Annotated in this window: 20 protein-coding genes; 17 read left to right on the forward strand and 3 right to left on the reverse strand. The window is 71.8% G+C overall.

What is annotated here, in order from left to right:
* The first annotated feature begins 29 nt into the window (after nucleotides 1–29).
* From AB0947_RS32415 to AB0947_RS32445, 7 genes are read left to right on the forward strand one after another with little or no spacing between them, the layout of a single operon-like run.
* A complete protein-coding gene (locus tag AB0947_RS32415; protein ID WP_366753934.1) occupies nucleotides 30–1,133 on the forward strand; it encodes a hypothetical protein in 1,104 nt (367 codons plus the stop codon).
* A gap of 18 nt (nucleotides 1,134–1,151) precedes the next feature.
* On the forward strand, nucleotides 1,152–2,924 hold the full coding sequence (gene asnB, locus AB0947_RS32420; protein ID WP_366753935.1) for an asparagine synthase (glutamine-hydrolyzing): 1,773 nt from the start codon (nucleotides 1,152–1,154) through the stop codon (nucleotides 2,922–2,924).
* 19 nt (nucleotides 2,925–2,943) lie between these two features.
* On the forward strand, nucleotides 2,944–3,573 hold the full coding sequence (locus AB0947_RS32425; RefSeq protein ID WP_366753936.1) for a histidine phosphatase family protein: 630 nt from the start codon (nucleotides 2,944–2,946) through the stop codon (nucleotides 3,571–3,573).
* A gap of 32 nt (nucleotides 3,574–3,605) precedes the next feature.
* Nucleotides 3,606–4,463: a phytanoyl-CoA dioxygenase family protein gene (locus AB0947_RS32430; protein WP_366753937.1), complete on the forward strand. Its 858-nt coding sequence runs from the start codon at nucleotides 3,606–3,608 to the stop codon at nucleotides 4,461–4,463.
* On the forward strand, nucleotides 4,463–5,242 hold the full coding sequence (locus AB0947_RS32435; RefSeq protein WP_366753938.1) for a transketolase: 780 nt from the start codon (nucleotides 4,463–4,465) through the stop codon (nucleotides 5,240–5,242). Before AB0947_RS32430 ends, AB0947_RS32435 begins: the two co-directional genes overlap by 1 nt.
* The gene (locus tag AB0947_RS32440) at nucleotides 5,239–6,198 is read left to right on the forward strand and encodes a transketolase C-terminal domain-containing protein (RefSeq protein WP_366753939.1); all 960 of its coding nucleotides are present in this window, start codon (nucleotides 5,239–5,241) and stop codon (nucleotides 6,196–6,198) included. Before AB0947_RS32435 ends, AB0947_RS32440 begins: the two co-directional genes overlap by 4 nt.
* A gap of 45 nt (nucleotides 6,199–6,243) precedes the next feature.
* Nucleotides 6,244–7,359 (forward strand): nucleotidyltransferase family protein, encoded by a 1,116-nt coding sequence (locus tag AB0947_RS32445; RefSeq protein WP_366753940.1) that lies wholly within the window; start codon nucleotides 6,244–6,246, stop codon nucleotides 7,357–7,359.
* A 32-nt stretch (nucleotides 7,360–7,391) separates the two neighbouring features.
* On the opposite strand, the gene AB0947_RS32450 is transcribed toward AB0947_RS32445, so the two are convergent.
* Entirely contained in the window at nucleotides 7,392–8,087 is a 696-nt protein-coding gene (locus AB0947_RS32450) for an SDR family NAD(P)-dependent oxidoreductase (RefSeq protein WP_366753941.1), read from the reverse strand.
* 49 nt (nucleotides 8,088–8,136) lie between these two features.
* Between AB0947_RS32450 and AB0947_RS32455 the strand changes: the two genes are divergently transcribed.
* Nucleotides 8,137–10,725: an AAA family ATPase gene (locus AB0947_RS32455; protein ID WP_366753942.1), complete on the forward strand. Its 2,589-nt coding sequence runs from the start codon at nucleotides 8,137–8,139 to the stop codon at nucleotides 10,723–10,725.
* A gap of 30 nt (nucleotides 10,726–10,755) precedes the next feature.
* On the opposite strand, the gene AB0947_RS32460 is transcribed toward AB0947_RS32455, so the two are convergent.
* The gene (locus AB0947_RS32460; RefSeq protein WP_366753943.1) at nucleotides 10,756–12,495 is read right to left on the reverse strand and encodes a 3-hydroxyacyl-CoA dehydrogenase family protein; all 1,740 of its coding nucleotides are present in this window, start codon (nucleotides 12,493–12,495) and stop codon (nucleotides 10,756–10,758) included.
* A gap of 38 nt (nucleotides 12,496–12,533) precedes the next feature.
* Nucleotides 12,534–13,877, reverse strand: coding sequence for a crotonyl-CoA carboxylase/reductase (ccrA, locus tag AB0947_RS32465; protein WP_366753944.1), 1,344 nt, complete (start codon nucleotides 13,875–13,877; stop codon nucleotides 12,534–12,536).
* Nucleotides 13,878–14,149: 272 nt separating this feature from the next.
* Here ccrA and AB0947_RS32470 point away from each other — a divergent pair, with 272 nt between their 5' ends.
* The 9 genes from AB0947_RS32470 (at nucleotide 14,150) to AB0947_RS32510 (ending at nucleotide 23,935) form a co-directional block, all read left to right on the forward strand.
* Complete coding sequence (locus AB0947_RS32470; protein WP_366753945.1) at nucleotides 14,150–14,464, forward strand: helix-turn-helix transcriptional regulator; 315 nt, start codon at nucleotides 14,150–14,152, stop codon at nucleotides 14,462–14,464.
* The gene (locus tag AB0947_RS32475; RefSeq protein WP_366753946.1) at nucleotides 14,461–16,056 is read left to right on the forward strand and encodes a helix-turn-helix transcriptional regulator; all 1,596 of its coding nucleotides are present in this window, start codon (nucleotides 14,461–14,463) and stop codon (nucleotides 16,054–16,056) included. Before AB0947_RS32470 ends, AB0947_RS32475 begins: the two co-directional genes overlap by 4 nt.
* Nucleotides 16,057–16,109: 53 nt before the next feature.
* Entirely contained in the window at nucleotides 16,110–16,685 is a 576-nt protein-coding gene (locus AB0947_RS32480; RefSeq protein WP_366753947.1) for a helix-turn-helix domain-containing protein, read from the forward strand.
* 155 nt (nucleotides 16,686–16,840) lie between these two features.
* Nucleotides 16,841–17,377 (forward strand): DUF4232 domain-containing protein, encoded by a 537-nt coding sequence (locus AB0947_RS32485; protein WP_366753948.1) that lies wholly within the window; start codon nucleotides 16,841–16,843, stop codon nucleotides 17,375–17,377.
* Between the two features lie 243 nt (nucleotides 17,378–17,620).
* Nucleotides 17,621–18,682 (forward strand): helix-turn-helix domain-containing protein, encoded by a 1,062-nt coding sequence (locus AB0947_RS32490; protein WP_366753949.1) that lies wholly within the window; start codon nucleotides 17,621–17,623, stop codon nucleotides 18,680–18,682.
* Nucleotides 18,683–18,960: 278 nt separating this feature from the next.
* Nucleotides 18,961–20,214: an Ig-like domain-containing protein gene (locus AB0947_RS32495; RefSeq protein WP_366753950.1), complete on the forward strand. Its 1,254-nt coding sequence runs from the start codon at nucleotides 18,961–18,963 to the stop codon at nucleotides 20,212–20,214.
* A 38-nt stretch (nucleotides 20,215–20,252) separates the two neighbouring features.
* Nucleotides 20,253–21,317, forward strand: coding sequence for a hypothetical protein (locus tag AB0947_RS32500; protein WP_366753951.1), 1,065 nt, complete (start codon nucleotides 20,253–20,255; stop codon nucleotides 21,315–21,317).
* Nucleotides 21,318–21,640: 323 nt separating this feature from the next.
* The gene (locus AB0947_RS32505; protein ID WP_366753973.1) at nucleotides 21,641–22,456 is read left to right on the forward strand and encodes a class I SAM-dependent methyltransferase; all 816 of its coding nucleotides are present in this window, start codon (nucleotides 21,641–21,643) and stop codon (nucleotides 22,454–22,456) included.
* A gap of 519 nt (nucleotides 22,457–22,975) precedes the next feature.
* Complete coding sequence (locus AB0947_RS32510; RefSeq protein ID WP_366753952.1) at nucleotides 22,976–23,935, forward strand: alpha/beta hydrolase; 960 nt, start codon at nucleotides 22,976–22,978, stop codon at nucleotides 23,933–23,935.
* Nucleotides 23,936–24,079 lie beyond the last annotated feature (144 nt).

The raw sequence follows: 24,079 nt of genomic DNA on the forward strand, positions 1-24,079 counted from the left end.
CGCCCCCGCAGAGAAGAGCTGAACTGGCCATGCCGTCCTTCCGCAGCCACATCGCCCCCGTTCCAGGCATCGACGACTTCGACGAGGAAGCCGTACTCGCCAAGATCCATCTGGTCGAGAGCGACGTTCTCCTGCTGTCCGGCTCGCTGGTGGACGGCTCGGGCACGCCGTCCTCGGACTTCGACTTCTGCGTCGTCGCGGAGTCGAAGGACGACAGGTTCCACCGCGGCACCTTTCCGCGCGGTGCGCACATGCGGTACTACACCAGCGGCGACCGGGTGAAGGCCAGCTTCGACTACCTTCCGCAGAGCCTGCTCGGCGTGGACGTCGAGTACTGGACGGTCCAGGAAATCACCGACATGCTCGACGCGCACGCGAACCTGTACCGGTACATGCGGACCCGGGCCCGCAAGTCGTCGAGCTTCTCCGCCTCGGCCGTGGACTTCAGGCTGCTGTCCCGGCTCAGCTACGCCGTCCCGCTGACGAACGCCGCCGCGTTCGAGAAGATCGCCGAAGCCCTGCGCCCCGGCGAGATCGCGTACACGGCCTTCCGTACCGCCGTGGGCAGTTACCCCGACTTCCGGGACCTGGCCGGGATGTGGGCGCAGGGCGACCACGAGTCCGCACTCGTCGCGGCCCGCAAGCTCGGGGCCGACACCTTCCGCGGTCTGACACACGTGTACGGCAACACCAACCGCAATCCGAAGTACCTGGCACGCTTCCTGTCCCGGCTTCCCGCCCGCCTGTCCGGGCTCACCGAACGGTTCCGGCACCTGTACTCCTACGGCCCCGGCAGCGCGTCCGACGCGCCCGGCGCGGTGCTGGAGTGGCTCGACCTCATCGACCTGGCCTTCGCGGAGATCCGCCTGGCCCGCGACGAGGCCGAGGCGTTCGTCGGCCGGGCGGAGTTCCTCGCCCTGCTGAAGGCGGAACTGCACGAGTCCATGAGCTGGAACGCCGAGATCTCGAACGAGTACTGCTTCCGTGCGCGGGAGGCGGAGGACGGCCTCCCCCCGCTGCGCGACGTGCTGGCCGCGCTGGAGGCACGACGCGCGGCCGAGCACGCGCTGCCACTGCGGCAGTGGGCGTCCGGGCGGACCGCCCCCCTGGGCGAGAACAACAAGTCGGCCTGACGGGTAGGGAAGACGCAGATGTGCCGGATCTACGGCTACTTCGGACGTGAGCTGGACGCGTCCGCACTGCACGCCGCGCGGGACGCCCAGCTGCCGGGCGGACCGGATGTCCAGCGCCACGTCACAGGAGAGAACTGGGGCCTGGGATGCAACCGGCTGTCCATCCAGGACCCCGACCACGGCTGTCAGCCGTTCAGCAACGCCGACCGTTCCGTCCACCTGGTCTTCAACGGCGAGGTCTACAACTTCCGCGCCATCAGGGACGAACTCCGCGGTCACGGCATACATGTCGAGGGTGACTCCGACGGCTCCGTCCTCCTGCCGTACTACGAACTCCACGGCGACCGCTTCGTGCACCGGCTGGAGGGCATGTTCACCATCGCCGTGGTGGACCTGCGCCGCGAACCGGTGCTGAAGCTGTGGTGCGACCCCCTCGCGATCAAGAGCGTCTACTACACGGCCTCCGGCCGCGGCGTCGTCTTCTCCTCCGAACTGCCCGGCCTCACCGCCATGGTGCGCGAACCCCTCGACATCGACGCGTTCGCCGTCGACGACTACCTGAACTGGCAGTGCCTGCCCAACGGGACGTCCTGGTACGCCGGCGTCTCGTCACTCGGTCCGGGGGAGCGACTGGTCTGTGACGGCCGCACCTCCGTCGACCGGTACCCGGCGCAGGCCGTGCCGCCGGCGGCGGACGGGGGGGCCGAGCACGCGGAGATCACCCCGCGGCAGCTGCGCGACCTGCTGACCGCGGAGGTGGCGCAGATGTCGCTGCAGTCCGCACCCATCGCCGTGCAGGTCTCGGGCGGACTGGACTCGAGTGTCCTCGCCACCCTGCTCGGTCAGCGCCGCTCGGACGTGACCGGCTTCCACGTGGCCCACGAAGGCAGCCACCCGTCCGACGAGACGTTCTTCGCACGGGAAGCCGCGGCCTACGCGGGCATCCCGCTCGAAGTGGTCGAGATCAGGGAGGCCGAACTGCCCCGACTCGTGCCGGACATGGTGGCGGCCCTGGGCGTACCGAACGCCACCCCGCACGCCCTGAGCGCGTACGCGCTGTTCCGGGAGATCTCGAAGAGCGGATTCAGGGTCTGCTTCGTCGGCGACGGGGCGGACGAGCAGTTCGGCGGCTACCGCCGGTACAGCACCGCCCTCGCCGCGGACACCCAGGAGTGGCCGGCGCGCTACCTCGACCGGCTGTCGATCGTCCCCGAGGCGGAGTACCGGCGGCTCTACACACCCGAATACCGCCGCCTGCTGGAAACCGGCGGAACCAGCAGGCAGCGGGCCCTGGACCTGCTGGGCCGGGCCGGCCCCTCCCGGCTGGAGCGGATCCTGGACTTCGACCGGCTCCACAAGCTGCCGAGTCTCAACCTGCGCAAACTCGACCACCTCTCCATGGCGCACGCGGTCGAGTGCCGTGTCCCCTACTGCCAGCCGGCCGTCACCGGCATCGCTCGTCAGGCGCCCGACGCCCTGAAGGTCGACGGGTCCCGCAGGAAGCGGATCCTGTGGGACGCGGGGGCGGAGCTGGTACCGCCGAGCGTACGGAACCGGGACAAACAGCCGTTCACCTTCCCGGTCGGCACCTATATGAAGCCGGGCACGAAGCTGTGGGAGTTCGCAGCCGACGTGCTCACCGATCCGCGCATCTGCTCCTCGGGATTCCTCAGCGGGTCCGCGGTGCGCACGCTCCTCACGGAGCACGCCAAGGGCACGGACCACGCCCGCCTGCTCTGGGCCCTGATGGTCCTCGAACTGTCCCTCCCCTCAGCGGGCTCCCTCCCGTAACCCACGAAAGGAAAGCGAAGTGCGTACTCTCTACGTCGTCACCCACCCGGAGGCGACCCACCACGTCGAGAACGTCGTCGGCGGCTGGCACGACTCGCGGCTCACCCCTCGCGGTGAGCGGGCGGCGGAGGCCATCGCCCGGGCGCTGCGCGCGCAGATTCCCGACGACGTCGAACCGGAACTCTTCTCCTCGGACCTGCGGCGCACGCACCAGACGGCCGACGCGGTGGCAGCCGCGTTCGGCGTGAAGCCGGTGCTGGACCGCAGACTGCGCGAGAAGTCCTACGGGGTGGCCGGGGGAAGGCCGCAGGAGTGGCTGGACCGGCGCTTCGTCCCGCCGCCGGCCGTCGGAGAGCGGATGGCACACGACGAGGGCGTGTCCGGTGCCGAGACCAAGCTGGACCTCGCGCAGCGTGTCTACGAGGCCATGGACGAGATCCTGGGGCGTCCTCACGAACACCAGATCATCGTCACCCACGGCGGCACCCTGACCTTCGTCGTGGCGCACTGGCTCAAGGTGCCGATCGACTCCGCCGACTACCTCAACTTCCGTACCGCCTCCGGAAGCATCACGACGCTGCGGGAAGACGACTTCTTCCACAACCGCCAGCTGACGAGTCTCGGCGACGTCCGCCACCTCGAGGCGTGAACCGGAAGCCCACCACTGCGCAAGGGACAGCCATGGACCAACACGTCCGGAGCTTCGTGGACGAGGGGTACGCCCTCGTCCCGGGCCTTCTCGACGAACCGACGCTCCTCCGCTGGCGGGCGGCGGTGGACCGCACCGCGCAACGGGTGCGCTCCGCTCCGCAGGACTACGACACCCGCTACACGCTGCGCACGGAAGGCCAGACCGACACCTGGGGCGTCAGCCACATCTTCGACCCGGCCCTGTACGACCCGGTCTTCGCGGAGCTCTTCGAGCACCCGGGGGTGATGGGTTTCGTCCGCAGGGTGCTCGGCGACAGGCTGCGGTTCTGGACCGCCCACGCGCTGTGGGAGCCGTCCGTGGTCGACTACGACCTCAACTGGCACAAGGACAACCAGGAGAGCGAACGGTACGCACCGGACGGCCGGAGCACCCACGTGCAGTTCAACGTGTGCCTCACCGCCGACGACTGCTTCCGCGTCGTGGCCGGCTCGCACCGGCGGCCGCTGACACAGACCGAGCGCGCCCAGGTGGAGACGAAGGGAACCGGGCCGCTTCCCGGGGAGGTCACCGTCCGGTGCTCGCCCGGGGACGTCCTGTTCATGAACCACCACACCGTGCACCGCGGGTCCGGTTCCGCCGGTGTGCTCCGCCGCACCCTGCACGTGAACCTGCAGTCGGCGGACGAACCGACCGGAGGCCACACCTCGTGGAGGTTCATGCGGGAGGCCGGCTATCTCGACCGCATGACGCCCGTCGTCCGGGAACTGATGGAGAACACGATCGCCTGGGACGACGCGCACCCGCTGCCGTTCTCCGAGACGCTGCGCCGCCGCCGGGCCAGCCGGGACATCAAGCGGCACCAGGCGGGAACCGGGGGCGGGCGCTGATGATCACTCCCCAGGACATGCGCCGGCAGGTGATCCGCATGACCGCGCGCGCCATGACCGGACACACGCCCTCGAACCTCTCCGCGATCGAGATCATCTACACCTTGTACCTACGGGTGCTGAAGCTGGATCCGGCGCGTCCCGACTGGCCGGACCGTGACCGGTTCATCGCCAGCAAGGGCCACTGCGCCGCCGCGATCTACCTGGCCATGGCCGAGGCCGGGATCATCGACCGGAGCCTCCTCGACGACTTCAACGTCGAAGGCGGGAACATGCCCGCGATCGCCGCCCGCTACGGCCTGCCGGGCCTGGAGAGCGACAGCGGACCACTGGGCCGGGGCCTGTCGATCGGCATCGGCACCGCCCTGGCCGCCCGGCACGACGGGCGGGACTACCGCACGTACGTGCTGGTCGGGGACGGTGAATGCCAGGAGGGGCAGATCTGGGAGGCGGCGATGCTCGCGCCGACCCTCGGTCTGGACAACCTCGTGCTGGTGGTGGACGACAACGCGCTGCAGGGAAGCTACGAGACCCGGAGCGTGGTCGCCACTGATCTGGGTGACCGCTTCGCCGCGTTCGGCTGGCAGTGCCACCGCGTGGACGGTCACTCGGTCGACGACATCGAACGGGGTCTGCGCGCGCCGCAGGACCGGCCGAAGGTCGTCATCGCGAGGACGGTGAAGGGCAAAGGAGTGCCGATGATGGAACACGAGGCCGGCTGGCACAGCAGGAAGATGACCTACGCGGAGCTGGCGACGAGTCTGCGGGGGCTGCGATGACCACCGTGGGCGAAGTGGTCGGTGAGCGGCTGCTGGACGACGCGCGCGATGCGGACGACACGTATTTCATCATCGCCGACGGCAGGCTGAACGGAACCGAGGGTTTCATCGAGTCGCACCCCGACCGCTGGCTGAACGTCGGGATCGCCGAGCAGAACGGGATCTCCATCGCCGCGGGGCTCGCGGGCAGCGGGAAGCAGGTCTATCTCTGGAACTGCAGCACCTTCCTGCTCTACCGCGCGTTCGACCAGGTCCGGGTGGACGGCGCGTTCGCCAGGACCCGGCTGCGGCTGATCGGCACGAGCGCGGGACTGAGCCGCGCGGACGGCATCACGCACGTCGCCATCGAGGACCTCGCGGTGACGCGGGCCCTGCCCAACATGACCGTGGTGTGCCCGGGGGACATCGCGGAGGCGCGCCAACTCCTGGAGCAGTGCCGCGCGGTGGAGGGGCCGGTCTACGTGCGGTTCCCGCTGGAGGGGTACGAACTGCCCGAGGTGCACGCGCCGGGCACCCGGGTGGTGCTCGGCCGGGCCGTCACCGTCACGGACGGCGACGACGCGGCGTTGATCGCCACGGGGCACACGCTCCCCGTGGCTCGCGCGTGGGTCGACGAGTTCGGCGAGGCGGGGCTGCGCGTGCGGCTCGTGAGCATGCCCACGATCAAGCCGTTCGACTCGGCCGCGGTGGCCGGACTGGTCGCCGAAGGACTGCCGATCATCACGCTGGAGGACCACTCCGTGATCGGCGGTCTGGGCAGTGCGGTGGCCGAGGCGATAGCCGAAACAGGGCGCGGAGTCCCGTTCCGCCGCGTGGGCGTACCGGACCGGTATCCCTACGTCGTGGGCAACTCCGACTATCTCGCCCGGCACTTCGGCACTCCCGGGGTTCCGGAAATCCTGGACTGGCTCGACGAAAACCGGTCGGCGCGCGGAGACCGTCACGTCACGTCGTGACCTGACGCTCTCCCGGTCCGCCCCTCCTGAAAGGTATCCAATGCCGTGACTGAAACGGTGTCCCCAGAGATCCGACTCGTTCTCCTGCTCTCCCTGCCCGACCCGGATCGCGACGAGGTCGACGCGATGCTGGACCTGCTCAACCGTCCGCTGGACTGGAACCAGGTGCTCGGCATGCTGACGGTGCACCGGGTGATCGGCATGGCATGGCACAACATCGTCCGCCACGCGATCGAGCACCGTCAGACCCTGCTGTCGTCGTACTTCTTCAAATCGCTGAAGGTCACCGCCGCCGGCCAGCAGTTGATGGCGCGGGAGCAGATGACCCGGACCGCGGACGTGCAGCGGGCCCTGGACCGGGCCGGGGTGCGCAGCGCGGTGCTCAAGGGCGGCGCCGTGGCCGCGATGGCCTATCCCGAGCCGGGCCTGCGGATGTTCCACGACAACGACCTGCTGGTCGACCGGGATCGGCTCCCGGACGCCGTGGCGGTGCTGGGCGACCTCGGGTACGTGCAGGGGAGCTGGGACTACACGACCGCCTCGGTACGTCCGGCGCCGCGCCGGCAGGTGCTGCACGTCGCCATGCACTCGCACCAGACGTACTCGTACATGAAACCCACGCCGGAGGCGGCGTCCCTGGAGTGCCACCGGCTCGACGTGCACTTCTCGGTCGACCTGATGACCGGCAACCGCAGTGACCGAGCCGTTTCGGCCCTGCTCGACGACCGGGTGGACATGAGCGGTCTGAGCACGATCTCGGTGACGGACATGTTCATCTTCACGTGCCTGCACTTCTCCCGGGAGGCGGTGCACCGAGGTGAGGTAATGGCGTTGAAGGACCTGGTCCTCTACAAACTCGTGGACGTGGTGGCACTCATGGCGAAGACCGACCCCGACGCCGTGGTGGCCCGAGCCGGGCAGCTCGGTTTCGCCCGGGACGTCTACTTCACGCTGCACCACGCCGACGCGCTGTTCCCCCGGCGGATTCCCGCGAGCCTCCTCGACCGGCTGCGGCCGGACGACCTCGGCTACCTGGACGAGGTCCGCCAGGGACACGAGGAGGTGCACCGGTGGCGCGCGCCGATGGTGCAGCGGATGTTCGACGTCCACAGACTCCACGAGCTGGGCGGCGAGCTGCGGATCCCGGTACTGGGCACGTGAGCGGCGCGCCGGCCCGGCGGGAGGAACCGGCCTCAGCCCGCCACCAGGGGCCCCCGGGTGTCCCAGCCCAGTTCGCGCAGCCCCCGGAAGAAACGGCCGTTGGTCTCGGGCGCGGGTTCCGACAGCAACCGCACCAGGTCGGCGGCCGCGGGTACGGGATCGTTCGGGGCGGAGTCGGTGCCCATCGCGGTGCGGATCCACCCCGGGCAGTACGCGAAGGCCGACAGGTCCTGCGCGTCACGGGCGAAGTGCCGCGCCACGGTGAGCACCAGCGAGTTGAGGGCGAGCTTGGACGACCGGTAGGCGAACGACGCGCCATCGGCGTCCTGGAGCCGTCCCATCCCCGACGACACGCAGACGACCCGACCCGACGCGCGCGCGATCATGCCGGGCACGTACCGCCGGGCCAACTGCGCGGGACCGAACAGATTGACCTCGAAGGTCTCCCTGAGGTCGGCGTGGGACAGGTCGAAGAAGTCGCCGTATCCGCCACGGGGGTCGTCGAGATACACCCCCGCGTTACTGACGAGCACATCGACCTGCTCAGAGGCGAACAGATCGTCTCCGAGCGGCTTTCGCAGATCGACGACTTCATACGCGTCCAGGGAGTCGGTCCGCGGCTCGGCGGCGAGACCCGCGCCCAGCACGCGGTATCCAGCCTCCTTCAACGCCCGGCAGACATGCGTTCCCAGACCGCGCGAGACTCCTGTCACCAGCGCACTTGGCATACCCACGAGTCTAGACAGTCACGAGACACACCGGAGAGCGGGGTGCGCGGTGGAGCTGGTGGACCGGGAACACAGCGGAAACCTGCTGAAGAACATGCTGTCCGAGGCACGCCGTGGCCGCGGGCGGGCGGCACTGGTGGTCGGCGCTCCCGGCACGGGCAAGAGCACACTCATCCGTGAGGTCCACACACGTGCCGCGGAGTCCGGTGTCCTGGTGCTGTCCGCCGTGGCCTCCCGGGCGGAGCGGGCACTGCCCCTGGGTGTCGTGGGCCAGCTCTTCGACCCCGTCGAGCTGTCGCCGTTCCAGTCCTCCGTGCTCTCCGGACTGCTGGCGTCGGCGCGTTCGCTCAGCCCCGAGCAGTGGGCGGTGGACAGCCCCACCTCCGGCACCGCACCCGTCGTCGAGGGACTCCACCGTCTGGTGCGGAGCCTGACGGCTCGTGAGCTGGTCGTCATCACCGTCGACGACGCGCACGAGAGCGATCCCGCCTCACTCGGCTACCTCCTCTACCTGGTCCGCAGGGCGGCCACGTCCCGGATACTGGTCGTCCTCGGCGACGGCCGCGCGACCCCGCAGATGTCCGCCGCGCTGACCTCGGAGTTCTTCCGCAATCCCGCCTGCTCGCTGATCCACCTCACGTGCCTGTCGCCTGAGCGCACGCTCGCGGAGACCGCGCCGCACACGCACCCGGACGCCCCCGCCGACCGGGCCGCGGAGTGGCATCGGGCCTGCGGCGGGAACCCGCTGCTGCTGCGCGCCCTGCTGGAGGACGACCGCAAGGCGCCCCGCCCGCGCCGCGACGGCCCCCCTGCGGCCGGGCACGCCTTCCGGCTCTCCGTGCGCTACCTGCTCAACCGGCTGGAGCGCCCGGTGCGGGAGATCGCCCGGGGGCTCGCCCTCCTGGAGGCGGAGGCGACACCGGGCCGCCTCGAACGGCTCCTGGACCTGCCGAGCGGAACCGCCGCACAGGGGCTGGACACGCTGGAGGCAGTGGGGCTGACCCGGATCGGCGGCTGCTGGCTCGAGGCCGCGCGCACCGCGGCCCTGGAGGACCTGCCGGCGGCGGACCGTGCCGGACTCCGGCGCAGGGCCGCTCGGCTGCTGCACGAGGAAGGCGCTCCGGCACCGGAGACGGCACGGCTCCTCGTCGCGAGCGGCGTCCACGCCGGCGAACCCTGGACCCTGCCGGTCCTGCGGGACGCCGCGCACCACGCGCTGCGCGCGAACGACGTGCGACGGGCCGTCGACTGCCTGCGCGCGGCGCGCCACGTGTGCGCGACGGACGAACAGCGGGCGACCGTACGGGCGGAACTCGCCCGCGCCGAATGGGCGATCGACCCGTCCCTGGCCCTCGCCCACCTCACCGCGCTGACCGACGACCACCGCGCCGGCCGGCTGCCGCCGCGGCACAGCGTAGCGCTGGCCGGGTACCTGCTGTGGCACGGCCGACCACGGACCGCGGCCGGGCTGCTCACCGAACTCACCGGAGCCCAGGCCGGACTGTCCCACGGATGCCGGGCACGGCTGCGGGCCGTGAACGCCTGGGCGCGGTACGCCTTCCCGGCTCTCGGCGCCCGGCTCCCGGACGACCGGGGGGCCGCCGACTCGGCTCTGCCTGCCGAGGGCGACAGCGGGGTCGATCCGCATTCCGCGAGCGCGGTGCTGCTGGACGCCCTGCGGACGGCGGGGCCGACGAGCGGCGTCCTCACGGCGGCCGAGCGCCTGCTGCAGAGCACGGTCGTGCACGATCCGCCGGTGGCACCGGCCGTCGCGGGCATCACCGCGCTCTTGCGGTGCGCCCGGCCCGAGCAGGCCGCCGAATGGTGCGAGCTCCTCCTCGAGAAGGTGCCCGACCGACTGCCCACGGCACGGGCGCTGTTGCTGGCCGCGGGCGCCGTGGTCGAGTCCCTGCGCGGCAACCATGCCGTGGCCGGCGAGCGTGCCGACCTGGCGATGTCCCTGCTGCCGCCGCCCGCCTGGGGCATCGCCATCGGCTTCCCGCTGGCCGCCAAGGTGCACGCCTGCCTCGGCTCCGCGAACCACCGGGAAGCGGGCGCGAGCTTCGCGGTCCCGGTGCCCGAGGCGATGTTCCAGGCGCTGCCCGGACTGCACTACCTCCAGGCACGCGGTCGCTACCACCTGTCGCAACAGCGCTACCACGCCGCCCTCGGCGACTTCTACGCCGTCCGTGACCTCATGGCCTCCTGGAACCTGGAGAGCGGGCGTACGCCGCCCTGGCGGGTGTACGCCGCCGAAGCGCTGCTCGCGCTCGACAGCCCGGGCCAGGCCAGGGCCCTGCTCGTCGCCGAACTGGCCGGCGAGGAGGGCGCGGACGGGCCACCCGGTGAACGGGAGAGGGCGCGCCTGCTGCTGAGGGCTCTGGAACCGGACGCCCGGTCCGCCACGGCCGTTCCCGGCGGTCCCGGGGAGCCCGGCCCCTTCGACGGGCTCACCCCGGCCGAACAGCGCGTCGCCAAGCTCGCCGCGCGGGGACACACGAACAAGGCCATAGCCGAGAGCCTCTTCGTCACCACGAGCACCGTGGAGCAGCACCTGACGCACGTCTACCAGAAGCTGGGCGTACGGGGCCGGTCGGCTCTCGGGTCGTTGGTGAACGCCCGGTCCGCCGCGTACTGAGCGGGTGGCGCCGCAGGGCACCGTCCGGCGTCACAACTGCTTGCGCTGGGGCGTGCGGTGGAAACCGTGACTGCTCTTGCGTCCCAGGAACCCCTGCGCCACCAGCTGCTCCAGCAGCCGGGGGGGTGCGAAGTCCGGTTCCGGGAAGGCCCGGTGCAGGCTCCGCAGGATGGCCAGGGAGACGTCCAGACCGATGGTGTCCAGCAGCGCGAACGGCCCCATGGGGAAGCCGAAGCCCCGCTGGACGGCGAGGTCGGTCGTCTCGACCTCCACGTCGTGCCGCTCCAGGAGACGGATGGCGTCCGCGAGATAGGGGAGCAGCAGGCGGTTGACGATGAACCCCGTCCGGTCACCGCACTCGACGGGTACCTTGCCCAGGCGCCGGCACAGATCGTGACCCAGCGCCGTCACCTCCTGCCGTGTCGTGGCCGTACGCACCACCTCGACCAGCCGCATCGCGGGCGCCGGATTGAAGAAGTGCAGCCCCAGCACGTCCCCCGGGCGTCCGGCCGCCTCCGCGCAGGCCGCCACGGAGAGACTGGACGTCGTCGTCGCCAGCACCGCTCCGGGACGGCAGACCGAACCGAGCTGTGCGAAGACGGACCGCTTGACGGCCTGGTCCTCCGCGGTCGCCTCGATCACCACGTCGCAGCCGGCGAGCACCCGCGCGTCACTGGTGACCTCCAAGAGGTCCAGTGCCGTACGCCGGCGCTCGACCGTGACGCGGCCACGCCGCACCGCCCTGCCGAGCGAGGCATCCACCGCCTGGTGCAGCCCGCCGGCCTTCTCCTCGGTCCGCGCGACGACGACCGTCCGCAGTCCGGCGGTCGCCGTGACCTCGGCTATGCCGCGGGCCATCGTGCCGGAGCCCACGACGCCGACGGTCCGGACACCGGCGGCCTCGCCGCCGCCCTCCGCGGGCCGCTGAGCGCCGAGACGGTGGCCGAGCTCGTCGTAGCGGTACATCCCCTGTCCGGTCTTCCGCCCCAGCGCCCCGGCACGGATCATGGACGTGAGCAGCGGGGCGGGACGGAAGGCGTCGTCGCCGGTGCGGTGCCACAGCTCCAGCAGGGCCGAGTGGACGCCGTCCACGCCCAGTTCGTCCAGCATCTCCAGCGGCCCGAGCGGCAGCCCGCAGCCCAGGCGCATGGCGGTGTCGAGGGCCTCGTGGCCGACGTAGCCGGTGTCGGCCAGTGCCGCGGCCCTGTTGAGGAAGGCGTACACCAGGCCGGTCGCGTCGCCGGCCGGTACCGGTCCGAGGACGACGGGCTTCAGTCCCGCCGTCGGCAGCAGCCGGTGCAGCGCGTCGACGGCGTCGTCGTCGCTCATCGCGGTGCTCACGGGTTCCGCCGCGGAGTCCGGTGCCGCGGGGCCGAGGAACCGCAGCCCCAGTGTCCGGCTCGGCCGTCCCGAAGCGATGGCGAGAGCCGTCAGCGAGAGCGAAGCGGTCGTGGTGACCAGGACGGTGCTCGCGCGGCAGACGCTGTCCAGGCGGCGCAGCACCTCCGTCTTCGTCTCCAGGTCCTCCGTGACGGCCTCGATCACGAGGTCGGCCCGGCACAGCGCCGCGGTGTCGTTGGTGAGGGTGACGGCGGCGCCGGGACCGCGGGTCGCGTCCGCCGCCTTCGTCCGCTGGTCGACCCGGGCCAGCACGTCGAGCTCCCGCTCGACCCCGACCACGTCGTACCCGGCCGCGTGCAACAGACGGAGCAGGGCTTCGCCCAGTGCTCCCAGCCCCACTACCCCCACCACGGACGGTCTGTCGGACATGTGCCTCTCCTCTTCTTCCGGGTTGGCTTCCACAGCCTTCAGGGCGCGACTGTCCGGAAGCGGTTGATGGCGTCGATGTGCCGGGCGCGCATCTCCTCGTCGCGCACGCCCAGGCCCTCCTCGGGGGCGAGGCACAGCACGCCGACCTTGCCCTGGTGCAGGTTGCGGTGGACGTCGTAGGCCGCCTGGCCGGTCTCCTCCAGGGAGTAGACCTTGGAGAGCGTCGGGTGGATCCTGCCCTTGGCGATCAGGCGGTTGGCCTCCCAGGCCTCGCGGTAGTTCGCGAAGTGGGAGCCGATGATGCGCTTCAGGGACATCCACAGGTAGCGGTTGTCGTACTCGTGCAGGTAGCCCGAGGTCGAGGCGCAGGTGGTGATGGTGCCGCCCTTGCGGGTGACGTAGACGGAGGCGCCGAAGGTCTCGCGGCCGGGGTGCTCGAAGACGATGTCGACGTCCTCACCGCCGGTCAGTTCGCGGATGTGCTTGCCGAAGCGCTTCCACTCCTTGGGGTCCTGGGTGTGCTCGTCCTTCCAGAACCTGTAGCCCTCGGCGGTCCGGTCGATGATCAGCTCGGCGCCCATCGACCGGCAGATCTCGGCCTTCTGCCGGCTGGAGACCACGCAGACGGGCGTCGCGCCGCCGGCGAGGGCCAACTGCGTGGCGTACGAGCCGAGCCCGCCGCTCGCGCCCCAGATGAGCACGTTGTCGCCCTGCTTCATGCCGGCGCCGTTGCGGGACACCAGCTGCCGGTACGCCGTGGAGTTGACCAGGCCCGGGGCCGCGGCCTCCTCCCAGCTGAGGTGGGCCGGCTTGGGCATCAGCTGGTTGGACTTGACCAGGGCGATCTCCGCGAGGCCGCCGAAGTTGGTCTCGAAGCCCCAGATGCGCTGCTCGGGGTCGAGCATCGTGTCGTTGTGGCCGTCGGACGATTCCAGCTCGACGGAGAGGCAGTGGGCGACGACCTCGTCGCCGGGCTTCCAGGCGTTGACGCCGGGGCCGGTGCGCAGGACGACGCCCGCGAGGTCGGAGCCGATGACGTGGTACGGCAGGTCGTGCCGCTTGGCCAGCTCGCTGGTGCGCCCGTAGCGCTCCAGGAAGCCGAAGGTCGGCAGCGGCTCGAAGATGGCGGACCAGACGGTGTTGTAGTTGACCGAGGAGGCCATGACGGCCACCAGGGCCTCACCCGGGCCGACCTCCGGCACGCGCACGTCCTGCACGGACAGGGACTTGCGCGGGTCCTTGTCCTCCGTCCGCATGCCTTCGAACATGTCGGTGTTCTCCTTCTGGACGACAACACCGCGATAACTGCTCGGCAGCCGGAGAGCCTCGAAGTCCCGAGGCCCCGCCTCCCCGGAAAGAACGGCTCCAATGATCTCTTCCACTGGTTTCCTCCGGGAGGCAGACATTGTTCTCGGCGCTTCCCGGGAAACGTAATCCCGCCCGCCGGGCCCGAGACACCCTTAACCGCGCCCGGCCACCCCCGGGAAAAGAGGACCGGACGCTGTCTCTAGGGGGCGCACCCCAGGGCGGGCCCGCGGTTTCCAGGGGGACAATCAGGTGGCAAACGAGGCGTGGCGGGCAAGTGGGCCGGTTTCACGCAGAGGCCATGCGCCTTACGCATGAAGCATGTGCACGACGTGCTAGGTTCAGCCTCATGAGTATGGGATCGGTCGAGCGGATGCGGTCCGCGGTGGCCGCGTTGCTGCACGCGACCGGCGAGTCGCAGACCGCTCTCGCCGCCGCGCTCGGGGTGAGCCAGGCCCAGGTCAGCCGCCGCCAGTCCGGCACCGCGGCCTGGAGCCTGGCCGACTGCGACGCGGTCGCCGCACACTACGGTGTGGACGTCCTCGACCTCCTCGCCGGACCCACCCGCGCCGTCGAGGCCCTGCCCACGGCACGCCGCCGCCTGCCCGGCGGCCGCCCCGCCACCGCCCGCCCCGCGGCCGTACCGGACGGGGGAACCCGATGACGGACTTCGACGCGATCGACGCGCTGCTCGCCGGTGCCAGGCAGGAGGTCCCGCTGCCGCCCGCCGCGGAACGGCGTGCGCTGCGCGAGGGGCTGAACCTCTCCCGCACCCAGCTCGCGCGGGCCCTTCAGGTCAGCCCGTCCACGGTCGCGGGCTGGGAGTCCGGACGCGACCCGAGCGGCGAAGTGCGGGAGAAGTACGCGTACTTCCTCAAGGGAGCGCGGACGAAGCTGTCGGCGGCGGACCCGGCCGGGAAGCCGGAGGAGGCCGGACCCGAGGGAGCCGGACCGGCGGTGGCCGAACCGGCCGAGGCCGGGACCGGCCGGCAGCACGGCCACGGTGACGAGCACGACCACGGCAGCGGCGACGGCGGCGACGGCGACGGCGATGTGGTGGCCCTGTCCACCGCCCAGCCCTGCGTCCTGTGCGGACGGCCCGCCCGTCACCAGGTCGCCGGATTCCCCCAGCACCTGGACCCCGCGCACTGCGGCACACCCGAGGGCACACCCGAGGCCACACCTGCGACCCACCAGGCACAGCCGGCCGTGACCCCGCCCCCGCCCGCCTCCGCACACCCCCGTGCGCGGACCGGCGGCGGTGTCAAGGTCGTCACCGCCGGCCGCCGGCTCAAGACCGCCGACGACCCCGACCTGATCGCCGCCGCCGTGTCCGCCGCCCTCGACCAGCACGGCGGTGACGTCGAGGCGGCGACCGCCGCGCTCGTCAGGCGGGCCATCCCGGACGCGATGGCGCTGCTGGACCAGACCCGTAAGGGCGGCCGGTACGACATCGTCGCGCACCCCTGGCTGCCCGACGTGCTGCGCAAGCAGACCTCCCGCGGCCCGGACCAGATCTGGGAGGCCCGCCCCAAGTGGACGCGCGCCGAACTGCCGCCCGGTGCGTACGAGGTCACGGCGCTCGACGTCAACGGCGCCTACCTGTCCGCGCTCAAGACGCACCTGCCGCTCGGCCAGCTGGAGCACTCCACCGGAAACCAGCACGACCGCCGCCGCGCCGGCGTCCACCTGATCACCCCGCCCGCCTGGGAGCACGACGCCTGCCTGCCCAACCCCATCGGCAGCCGCGACGAGCCGGGCCCGCTCTGGGTGACCGAGCCGACCCTGCGCCTGCTGCTGCGCCTGTCGGGACCGAAGTACGGCCTGTGCGACCCCCCGGAGATCCACGAGTCCTGGACCTCCGGGGCCACCGAGGGCCTGCTGGAGAAGTTCCGCGTGGCGCTGAAGGACGCCCGGGACCGGGCGATCGCCCACGACGACGACGTCACCCTGGAGTACGTCAAGGCCATGTACTCCAAGTTCGTCTCCACCATGGGGGAGTCGAACTACAACCGGGAGCTGTACCGCACCGACTGGATGCACCTGATCCGCTCGCAGGCCTTCGCGAACCTGTGGTGGAAGGCGCACCGCGCCTACGACGAGGGGCTGATGGTCGTCCGCGCGATGGGCACCGACGAACTCCACGTGATCGGCGACTGGCGCGCGGTGTTCCCCGAGGGCCGCGGGGTCAGCGAGGTGAAGGTGAAGGACGTGTACACCGTCGGCACGCCGGTCGCGGCCGACCGGGACGTGTAGCGTGACGCGTACGTGAACTCGTAGCGGGTCGAAGGGCGGCAGGAGACAGGGAGATGCCGGAGAGGACGCTCAACTTCGGTGCGTACGGGGCGCGTGGCATCAAGGGGCACGAGGCCGTCGCGCGGCAGCTGGACGCGCTGGCCGGGTTCGTCGCCACCCCGGTCACGGCCCGGCGCGGCCTGCTCGCCCGCCTGCGGTACCTCACCCGCAGCGACCAGTCCCGCCAGGCGGCCCGCGCGGCCGGCCTGACCGTCACCGACCGCACGCTCAGGGCCTGGCTGCGGGGCGAACGCGCTCCCTCGAAGAGGAACCTGGAGCGGATCGAGACGGCGTACCGCGCGGTGCGCCGCCAGAACGTCTCCCGCTACCTGGTGGCGCGCCTCAACCGCGAGGGCCGTGGCACCCGCGTGGAGTTCCACCCGCTCAACCAGTCCCAGGTCCTGCGCCCCCGCCAGCGGGTGGTGGCCTACCGCACGCTCCGCGTCCGCCGCTGGGACCGCATCGTCGAGGCGTGGGCGGCGGGCGACGCGCAGGCGCTGGACGACGCCTGGATCAACGACGCGGTGGTGGACCTCGGGTCCGAGTGGGGCCAGTACGAGTACGTCACCAACATCGGCTTCGCCGCCTGATCCCTGCGGACGCGGACCGGTCAACCGGGCGCCAACGGCGGGTCAACAGGCGATCCCGCGCGGCAAAGACCAGGTATGCGCCAGAACCGATCCCCCCGGGCAAGCCTCATACCCCACAGAGATACCCAAATGGGGCATCCGGAAAGGATTTGGTCATGCTCTTCGGCAAGCGCACCCGCCCCCTCGTCGCACCCGCCGCGCTCTCGGCGCTCTCCGCCGTGGCACTGATCGGCATCGCCGCGGGCCCCTCGCAGGCCGCGACCCGGCCGGACTGGGCCGACACCTCCTCGCTGTCCGCCCGCGTCCACGCGCTGGACCCGGGCGCCGGGCAGCGCTACGCGACGGTGGTCCTCACCAACAAGACCCACAGGACCGTCCGGACCCAGGGCTACGTGGGCCTGCAACTGCTCGACTCCCACGGCAAGGACGTCACCACGCACGTCATACGCGACCGCGGCCGGGCCGCGCTGATCACCCTCAAGCCGGGCCAGAGCGCCTACACCCGGCTGCACTGGGGGGTCGTGGCGGGCGCCGGGGAGCCGACGAAGGCGGAGAAGAACCCGACGCGGCTGGAGGTCACCCCGCCCGACTCCCGCCACCACCTGAACACCGCCTGGAAGCTGGGTGAGGTCCTCCAGAAGGGCCGCATCGACATCACCCCGCTCGCCAAGGGCACCGGCCCGAGGTACTGACCGGCACACCGTCATCCGCCTCCGGGGTCCCGCGGCGGCAGGACCCCGGAGGCCGGGGCGGCACATGTGTGCCCGTGCGAGTTGCCCGGCGGGTCGTGCATGACCCCGCCCGGCGCATCCGGCGGGACACGGAGATCGCCCGGGGTCTGCGGCGGCCACCGCCCGCGGCGCCACCGTACAGCTCCCCGACCTGCATACGTGTGCAGCGGATACACTGCCCCGACCGGTCAGTGGTGGGGGTGCGTGGTGCTGGAGGCCCTGGGTCTGGACGAGCGTGCCGAGACCGCCTATCTCGCACTGGTCGACAACCGGTCGCTCACCGTGCCGGAGCTGGCGGCGCTGACCCGCGCGGACCGGCACGACCTGGAGGGCGCGCTCGCCCGGCTGGAGAGCGGGGGCCTGATCGCCCGGGTCCCCGGCCGTCCGCCGCGGTACACGGCACTGCCGCCGGAGCACGCGGTGGAGGTGCTGCTGCTCGCCCGTGAACGTGACATCCAGCGGGTCAGGGCCCTCGCGCAGCGCCTGGGCGAACGCCACCACCGGGCCAGGGGCGGACAGGACTCCGCGTCGCCGATCGAGGTGATCACGGGCGTGGACGGGGTGGCGCGCTGCGGTGAGCAGCTGTTCCGCCGGGCCGAACGGGAGATCCGCGGTATCGACGCGCCGCCCTACGCGGTGCCGGGGGACGGCGGCCGGGTCAACTCGGTCGTCAACATCACCGGCCGGCAGATCGGCAGCCGTTTCATCCACGGCCGGGACGCCCTCGACCTGCCGGGCGTGGTGAGCCGGATCGAGCGGGACGTCGCGGCCGGCGAGACGGTACGGGTGGTGCCCCGGGCGCCGATGAAGCTGCTGCTCGCCGACGACCAGGCGGGGCTGATCCCGCTGGTGTCGACCCCCCGGGTGCTGGACACCTGCATCCTGGTGCACCCCTCGTCCCTGCTCGACGCGCTGAGCGTGCTCTTCGAGACCCTGTGGGAGCAGGCGCAGCCCTTCGTGCCGGACCGTGCCCTCCCCGGCGACGGAGGTGACTTCGTCAGCGAGGAGGAGCGGCGCATCGTGTCCCTGCTGGGCCTCGGGCTGCCCGACGAGGCGATCGCCCGTCACCTGGGCATCGGGCACCGCACGGTGCAGCGGCGGGTGCAGGCGCTCCTGGGGCGGCTCGGTGCCACCAGCCGGTTCCAGGCCGGCGTGCTGGCGGCCCGGCGGGGCTGGTGGAGACCGGACGAGGGGTCGCGGGACGAGGGACGCGGGGCCGGGACCGGGACCGGGACCGGCGAGGGCCGGGCGAGCACCGGGCGGTGACCGGGCGGTGACCCGCGGGCTGCCGGGGCCGTCGGTGCCGGGTCTGTGCCAGTACCGGTGCCTGAGCCGCGCCGCCGCCGGGCCCGTGCTCGATTCCCGCGGCGAGCACCGGGCACCCGGGGTCGTGCCGGAGGCCGAGACGCACTCGACGACGTGCTCGTTTCCATGCGTGGCCTTCGCCACTTTTTGCCCATTTTCGGGCAGGGGTATGCCTATAAGGGATGGCATGGCTGGTTGCACTCCTCGGCGATCAGCGCAGGGACGCACAGACCAGTGACATGGAGAAGCGCTTGATCACGCTGTTCACAAGTCGCACCGGGCTGCGGGCCACGACCGGCGTACTCGGCGGCGTACTCGCGATCACGGCCCTCGGCGGTACGAGCCACGCGGCCACCACCAGCGGCAACGACGCCGGGAACACCCCGCAACCGCAGGCGCGGGCGACGCAGCCGGCCACTCAGGAGACCTCCGACGCCCGCATAAAGATCACGCCCGGGGAAGGCGCCTACGGCGTCGGGATCAACGACCCGGTCGGTGTGACCGTGAGCCAGGGCAAGCTCACCAAGGTGACCATGACAGCCGTCGCGACCGGCGCCGAGATCCCGGGCACCCTGTCCGCGGACGGCACCTCCTGGAAGCCGGACGGCCCGCTGGAGCGTGCCACCAAGTACCAGATCGCCGCGGACGCCGCGGACGCCAAGGGCCGCTCCGCCACCGGCAACGCCACGATCACCACGGTCTCCCCGAACGACTTCGTCGGGCACCTCTCCCCCCTGGACGGCTCGACCGTCGGCGTGGGCATGCCGGTGACGTTCACCTTCGGCAAGGCGGTCGGCGACAAGGCCGCCGTGGAGTCGGAGATCCAGGTCGGCTCCAGCAGCGGCCAGCAGGTCGTCGGTCACTGGCTCAACGACCACCGCCTGGACTTCCGCCCCGAGAAGTACTGGAAGTCCGGCTCCACCGTCACCGTCACGCTCACCCGCCAGGGCGTCCGGAAGACGGTCACGTTCAAGATCGGCCGGAGCCAGATCAGCACCGTCGACGCCAAGACCAAGCAGATGACCGTCGTGCGGGACGGCAAGACGATCAGGACCATCCCGGTCTCGTCCGGCAGCGCCGAGCACCCGACGTACAACGGCCAGATGGTGATCTCCGAGAAGTTCGGGCACGTCCACATGAACGGGGCGAGCGTCGGCCTCACGGAGAAGGACGGCAAGCCCTCGTACGACATCAAGGCCGTACCGCACGCCATGCGCCTGACCGACTCGGGCACGTTCATCCACGGCAACTACTGGGCCGCCGACCCCGTCTTCGGCCACGAGAACACCAGCCACGGCTGCGTGGGCCTGAAGGACGTCCGCGGCGGCGACGACGGCAAGCAGCCCGCCGCGTGGTTCTTCGACCAGTCGATGATCGGCGACCTCGTGATCGTCAAGAACTCCGGCGACAAGGCCACGCCGGCCCCGGACAACGGGCTCGGCGACTGGAACGTGCCGTGGAAGGAGTGGGTCGCGGGCAGCCCGTCCGCCTGACCCGGTTCCGTCCCGGACCGGCGGGTACCTGCGGCACTATGGGATCTCTGGGTTCGCCGGTGCTGCTGGTGCTGTTCGTGGCCAGCGCGGCTGTCATCTGGTTCGCGGGCGTCAAGTTGTCGGACTCCACCGATGTGCTCGCCGAGAGGCTTCATCTCGGCAGCGCGCTGGGTGGTCTGATCCTGCTGGCGATCGCGACGAACCTTCCCGAGCTCGCGATCACGGCCAGCGCGGCGATGGCCGGCCAGCTCGATGTCGCGGTCGGCAACATCCTGGGCGGCATCGCCCTCCAGACCATCGTCCTGGCGGTGCTGGACGCGGCCGGGGTCCGCCCGCGCGCTCCGCTGACCCGGCTCGCGGCCAGTCTGCAACTGGTCCTGGAGGGGGCCCTGGTGGTGGTCGTCCTGGCCGTCGTCGTGATGGGCACCCAGCTCTCCCCGAATCTGCACGCCGCCCGCCTGGCCCCCGCGTCCGTGGCGATCGCCGTCCTGTGGGTGATCGGGCTGATCCTGCTCGACCGGGCCGGCCGGGGTCTGCCGTGGCGGGAGGGCGGCGACGCCCCGGACAGCCAGCCCGAACCGCGCGGCCACTCCAAGGGCAAGAAGGAGAAGGCCGCCAGTGACAAGGGCGTGAGCACCACGCGGGCCGGGCTGGTGTTCGGCGTGTCCGCGCTGGCCACGCTCGTGGCGGGTGTCGTGATCGAGCGCAGTGGTGAGGAGTTCTTCGCCCGTCAGGGACTGAGCGGTGTGCTGTTCGGCGCGACCGTGCTGGCGGCGGCCACCTCCCTGCCCGAGGTCAGCACCGGCCTGACCTCCACCAAGCTGGGCGACTACCAGCTCGCCGTCAGCGACATCTTCGGCGGCAACGCCTTCCTGCCCGTGCTGTTCCTGCTCGCCACCGTCATCTCCGGCAAGCCGGTCCTGCCGGCCGCGCACGACACCGACATCTACCTCACCGCGCTCGGGATCATCCTGACCGTGGTCTACATGGCGGGACTGATCTTCCGTCCGCGCCGCCAGTACGCGCGCATGGGCGTCGACAGCATCGCCGCGGTGGTGATCTACCTCGTCGGCATCGGCGGACTGGCCACCATCGCCACGTGAGCGCGGGCGCGAGCCGTCCGGGCGGCCGGGGAATGTCCTGCGGGTGTACGTGGTTGGAGGAAACGTGGCAGTGAAGGGGACCGTGTCCCCGGGCCTCACCCCTTGCCTCCGGGGACGATCGTTCGGCTGAAGCCCCGCAGAGCCTTTCGCCGCGTAGGCGACCGCCCTTTCACGACCACGCGTTTCACGGGTTCAGCCCCGGCCGGTGGTCACGCCGGCCGGGGCTGTTCCGTGCCCGGCCGCACCACTCGTCGGGCCCCTCGGCACCGTGCGTCTAGGCTGGCGCGGTGACTGATGAGCGGGAGCAGGTGCAGCCGTCGGGGGTGTGGGCCACGGCGGTGGGGGTGGCCAGGGTGCGGGCGCTGGAGACCGAGCGGGACGACGCTCTCTTCCGCGACCCGCTGGCACGGGCCTTCGCCGCCGCCGGCGGCCTGTGGCCCTCCGCGCGGCCGCTGCCCGACGACGAGGCCGCGCGCCGCCGCCGGCTGGCCGTGTCGTTCTCCATCGTCATCAGGACGAAGTTCCTCGACGACCTGGTGCGGCAGGCCTGCGCGTCCGGGATCCGGCAGGTCGTACTGCTCGGCGCCGGCATGGACAGCCGGGCCTTCCGGATGGACTGGCCCGAGGGCACCCGGCTGTTCGAGGTCGACACCGCTGCACCACTGGACTTCAAGGCCGCGGTGCTGCGCCAGGAGCGGGCCGTCGCACGCTGCGAGCGGATCACCGTCGCGGTGGATCTGCGCGAGGACTGGCCGGGCGCGCTGGCCGCCGCGGGACACGACCCGGCCGCGCCGACCGTGTGGATCGCCGAAGGGCTGCTGATCTACCTGCCCGAGGACGCCGTGGAGCTCCTGCTGGCCCGGATCAGCGCGCAGTCGGCGGCAGGCAGCCGGATGGGGCTGACCTTGGGCTCGCCCGGGGTGATCGAGCGCTTCGGTGCGGACGCGGCGCCGGGATCGGCGGCGTCCCTGTGGGTCTCGGAGATGCCCGGCGATCCGGTGGGCTGGCTGGCCGGGCACGGCTGGGAGGCCGTCTGCCACACCCTGCGTGAGCGCGCTGCCGCCTACGGCCGCCCGATCAGCACCCCGCCGCGGCGCGAGGAGCGGCCCGGCGGACTGGTGTCTGCGGTCCGCCGGTAGAGCGCCTCCGTCCGGTCCGGCCACCGTTCGACCGCCGCCCAGCGGCGGGTCAGGACGACGCATCCCGGGGTGCACCCGCGTCGGGCCGGGGGCGGCCGGTGGGGTGGACGGGGGTCCTCGGGCGTCGGGCGGGGGCGGCCGGTGGGCTGGACCGGGGTGCACGGGCGTTGGGCCGGGGCGGCCGGTGGGCTGGAGGGGGTCCTCGGGCGTCTGTCCGGGGGCGGCCGGTGGGCTGGACCGGGGTGCACGGGCGTCGGGCCGGGGCGGCCGGTGGGCTGGACGGCGGACGGCGGGTGCGAGGGGCTCCTGACGGCCCCCTCAGGAGCGGACCCGGTCGAGTGGAGCGCGGCTCGCCGGACCGCGTGTGCGACGAGACCGGTGACATTGCCGGTCCCGTCATGCCCGTCCGGCGTCGACAGTGGCACCGCCACCCCATGGCGGTGCCCTTCGCCGTCGGCCGCATGTGCGTGCCGGCGACGCGGAACGGGCAGCTCGCCGCGACAGAGAGGACGACTCGTCGTGCAGCACCCGCACACCAGCACCACGTCACCGGCCCACCACCCGCACCCGGCCCTCCCCGGTCCGCGTACCGGCCGTCGTGGCCGTCGCGCCGGACGGCTCGCCGCCCTCGCCGCCGCCGTCAGCGCCGTCTTCGGTCTGACCGCACTCGGCGGGCCCGCGGCCCACGGCGCGGACAACCCGTACGAGCGTGGTCCCGCGCCGACCGAATCGAGCATCGAGGCGCTCCGCGGGCCGTACGCGGTGTCGGAGACGACCGTCTCCCGGCTCGCCGTCAGCGGATTCGGCGGGGGCACCATCTACTACCCGACCAGCACCGCCGACGGCACCTTCGGGGCCGTGGCCGTCTCGCCCGGCTACACCGGCACCCAGTCCTCCATCTCCTGGCTGGGCCCGCGCCTGGCGTCACAGGGGTTCGTGGTCTTCACCATCGACACGCTCACCACGCTGGACCAGCCGGACTCCCGGGGGAACCAGCTCCTCGCCGCGCTCGACTACCTGACGAACAGCAGCTCGGTCCGCGGTCGTATCGACTCCACCCGTCTCGGCGTGATGGGCCACTCGATGGGCGGCGGCGGCACCCTGGAGGCCGCGAAGTCGCGTCCCTCGTTGCAGGCGGCGATCCCGCTGACCCCGTGGGACCTCGACAAGACCTGGCCCGAGATCAGGACACCCACCCTGATCTTCGGTGCCGACGGTGACACGATCGCTCCCGTCGCGACCCACGCCGAACCCTTCTACACCACTCTCCCCAGCTCCCTCGACCGCGCGTACCTGGAGCTGAACGGCGCCACCCACTTCACGCCCAACACCTCGAACACCACGATCGCGAAGTACAGCGTGTCGTGGCTGAAGCGGTTCATCGACAACGACACCCGCTACGAGCAGTTCCTGTGCCCGCTGCCGCGGCCGAGCCTGACCATCGAGGAGTACCGGGGCAACTGCCCGCACACCGGCTGACCGCGTACGCGTACGCGTGCCCGTGACCTGACCGTCCGTCCGTGACCCGGCGGCGGCCGCCCCCGACGGCGGCCGCCGCCGGCGTTGTGCCGGAGCACCGTTCGGAGCCGCGCCCGGTGTGCCGCGGCACAGACCGCACAGACC

The organism is Streptomyces sp. NPDC047841 (assembly GCF_040704085.1).
Classification (GTDB): Bacteria; Actinomycetota; Actinomycetes; order Streptomycetales; family Streptomycetaceae; genus Streptomyces; species Streptomyces argyrophylli.